Raw genomic sequence first — 3,310 nt, forward strand, 5'->3', positions numbered from 1 at the left:
TTCTGCTGAGAGTATTCACCGGGTTGAGTGGCCCTCGGTCATACTCCAGCAAAGCAGCTCATGTGAGAACTTGGAACCTTCGCTCCGAAAAAGAATACGTCGTGGCGGAGCGATCACGCTATTTCGTGTCCTCAGATTGACGCATCATCCGAAGAAAACTCTTCCAACATAGAACAGGAGAGCGATCATGAATGTGTGTCGTAAGGATAACCCGAAACAGGGACTTTGCGCAGCTTTCAGCCCTTTGCAGCCGCGGCCTCCGCGCCGAGCCTTCACGCTCGTGGAATTGCTGGTAGTCATTGCGATCATTGGGCTTCTGATCGGCCTACTGCTGCCGGCCGTACAGGCGGCGCGAGAGGCGGCTCGGCGGGCGGAATGTTCCAACAACCTTAAGCAAATCGGTTTGGCCATCCACATGTACCACGACAGCCACCGCACATTACCGGCGGGCTGGGCAGCCTACACACCGGATGGCCGCCACCCGATGGTCAACGGCTCACCGGGCTGGGCTTGGGGAGCTGTGATCCTTCCCTATCTGGAGCAAATGGGGCTCTATCAGGGAGGCATTCATCTGGAAGCCCCCATTTATGCTCCGATTAACCAGGAGGCGATCAAAACTTTTATCAGTGTGTACCGCTGCCCGTCTGATATCAACAGCAATGAACAGGTTTTTGAGGCTCACAAGCTTCACGAAGGTCATGAGCACGAGGAAGACCATCAAGGCGAAGAATATGACGAGCTGTTGATTGCACGCTCGAACTATGTGGGATGTTTTGGAACGGCGAACATCCACGTGTGCGACAATTTGCCACCCGGTCGGCAGTGCGATGGAAATGGAGCGCTCTTTCACAACAGTTTTTTATCGCTGGCTGCCTTGACTGATGGAACCAGCCAAACTTTTTTAGTGGGCGAGCGAACCGTTGCCTTGGGCTACGCCACATGGTGTGGAGTTTTGCCTGATCCCGAAGCGCCCGCGGGTGTTCTCGCTTCTGCTGAATATCCCCCAAATCTGAAGCACGCACATGCCCACAATTTCAGCAGCCAGCATCCCCAGGGCGCGAACTTTCTTCTCGGTGACGGGTCGGTGAGGATGATCAGCCAAACAATCGATTTAAATGTGTTCCACGCCCTGGCGACGCGGAACGGCGGCGAAACACCGGGGCCCTTCTGACGCGCTGGTCGCGGAGCGGCCAAGCTGCACTCTCCACGAGGCTTCTCCCCCTCTAACTCTCCGTGGGGACGGCCGAGAGATCCGTGTCTGCGGCTTCCTGCGGTTTCAAAGTTGTCGGGAGATGCCTCACATTGCCAGGCCCGCAAATAGTCCCTGCAAGAACACTAGAATATGCCGTTTTCGCCTGCCAAAAGGCACCGGTGCTCAGGTTTTGGCGAAGAGCTTGAATAAACCTGATCGGACCGGTTTCTTACCCGTTTCCTTGGCCTGTTCGCCGCAGAGGGCCTCTGCCAGTCCCACGAGAGCGGTCGTGACGGCGGAGCGCGGCGCACATTCCAGGAGCGGCACGCCATTATTACGCGCTTCGCTGCACGCGCGATAGTCATTAGGAATTTGCCAGAAGATCTCGCGTCCGATGATTTCCTGGGCCTTCTTGAGATTGATTTGGCCGCTGTCCATCCCCAGCCGATTGACGACAATCTTTACCTTCTCCGCCATGCCAGGCATGTTACTGAACGACATCATCAGCCGCACGACATTGCGGAGGCAAGGCAGGTCAAGCTGTGTTACCAGCAGCACATGCTGGGCCATCTCCAGGGCCATCATGTCAACCGGGGTAAACGCCTTGGAAAGATCAAGCACAAGGTGGGTGAAGCTGGCTTTCAGTAAGCCGATGACCCGCTGAAGGTCTTCCGCGCTGATCAGAGAGACATCCTCCAGTTGCACGGGTCTCGGGAGCAAAAACAGCCCGGAGCTGTGTTTGGTGAGAGACCGTTTGAGCAGTGAGAAGTCCAACCGGGTGACGTTTTGCGCCACATCCACGATCGTGTAATCCGGGATGGCGTCTAAGAGTACATCGGCGTCGCCCAGGCAGAGATCCAAATCAGCCAGGACCACTGTGTTCTTGTCGTTGCGGGCCAAAGCGCAACCCAAGTTGACGGCAATTGTGGAAGCTCCCACGCCTCCTGTCACACCCGCCACCGCGATGACCGTGGACCCCCGTGCCTTGGCATCTCCTTGACCAAACCGGCGTTCCTGAATTCGATTGATTGCCGCCAGTAGATCATCAATGCGCACGGGTTGAAGGAGAAATTCCTTTGCCCCTGCTCGCATCGCTTGAAGAATGACTGTCCCGTCGTGCGTGGAACTCACCACAAAAATGGCGCAGTCCGGCAACTGCTGGCTAACTCGCGATACCAGTTCCAGGGCCCGCTCCTGGTCATGATCGATAGCGACGATACCAATATCCGGCTGAGTCTGCGCCACCACATCACTGAAGAACTCGTAACGAGAGCACTCCGCCTCCAGCCAGATCATATCAAGGCCCAGCAGGAGCCTCTTGAGTTCTTCCCGGCCTGTGTCGTTCGGGTCTACAATGGCAACTCGCAGAACATTACTCATACGTCAGCCAGCACCTTTGTTCCAGGGGAAATTAACGATAATAGTCGCAGGCGTGATCGTCACCAGCCCACTGCCGTCTCCGAACCAACTTCTCAGGTCCCGTGGCGAAGAAGGACCGCCCCAGAACCTGCTGGACAGGGGAACTCGGGTTTTTTCGTCACCACCCGCCGGCGCGCTGTCCCCCCACCATCAAATATGGGTTATTTTTTAATGAGATGTGGGACCATTGTCGGCGATGAACAGGAAAAGACTGGTTTCGTGAACGGGCGTTTTGATCGGTACCGCCGATAACTCCGGACGGATGGATCTTAGCGTCGCCCTCATTCGATTCGCTCACTTTTTTTGCTGGATCAGTTATCGTATCCGATCTCACCCTTAAATCCTGGCAGGCTGCCCGGGGAAGCTGCTTTGTTCTGCGTACCCGCGGATTGTGGGGCGGTACGCGTTCTGGGCGCGGTCGGCGGCACCACTCCTTGTTTACCAAAACTGATTGGGGAACTCTTCGAGACAGACGCTTGGGTGCCGGAGGACACTGGCGGTAGCGGTGCCGGAGGGGCCAGCTCCGGTGCGGCAGGCACGGTGGGTGTCGGCTGGGCAGCCGGTGTGGGTTTATCGTTGTCCGGCGGAACGGTGGCCTTCCCCGCCTGGTTAATGTCCTCGATCTCAGCGGGACCGCCATTTCCCGGTGGACAACACCGCGGCACTTCAATGTACCCTTTCATGTACAGTTCCCAATCG

At 56.8% G+C, this 3,310-nt stretch carries 3 protein-coding genes; 1 reads left to right on the plus strand and 2 read right to left on the minus strand.

The genetic code is table 11. From position 1 onward, the window contains the following. The first annotated feature begins 187 nt into the window (after positions 1-187). Positions 188-1,171, plus strand: coding sequence for a DUF1559 domain-containing protein (locus ABJK56_RS17955; protein WP_347246057.1), 984 nt, complete (start codon positions 188-190; stop codon positions 1,169-1,171). 204 nt (positions 1,172-1,375) lie between these two features. On the opposite strand, the gene ABJK56_RS17960 is transcribed toward ABJK56_RS17955, so the two are convergent. Then, positions 1,376-2,572, minus strand: a complete 1,197-nt coding sequence (locus tag ABJK56_RS17960) for a response regulator (protein WP_347246058.1) — start codon at positions 2,570-2,572, stop codon at positions 1,376-1,378. Between the two features lie 350 nt (positions 2,573-2,922). Continuing rightward, positions 2,923-3,310 (minus strand): hypothetical protein (locus tag ABJK56_RS17965; protein ID WP_347246059.1); only part of this gene is annotated, 388 nt, incomplete at its 5' end.

It is taken from the genome of Thermogutta sp., assembly GCF_039793925.1.
GTDB lineage: Bacteria > Planctomycetota > Planctomycetia > Pirellulales > Thermoguttaceae > Thermogutta.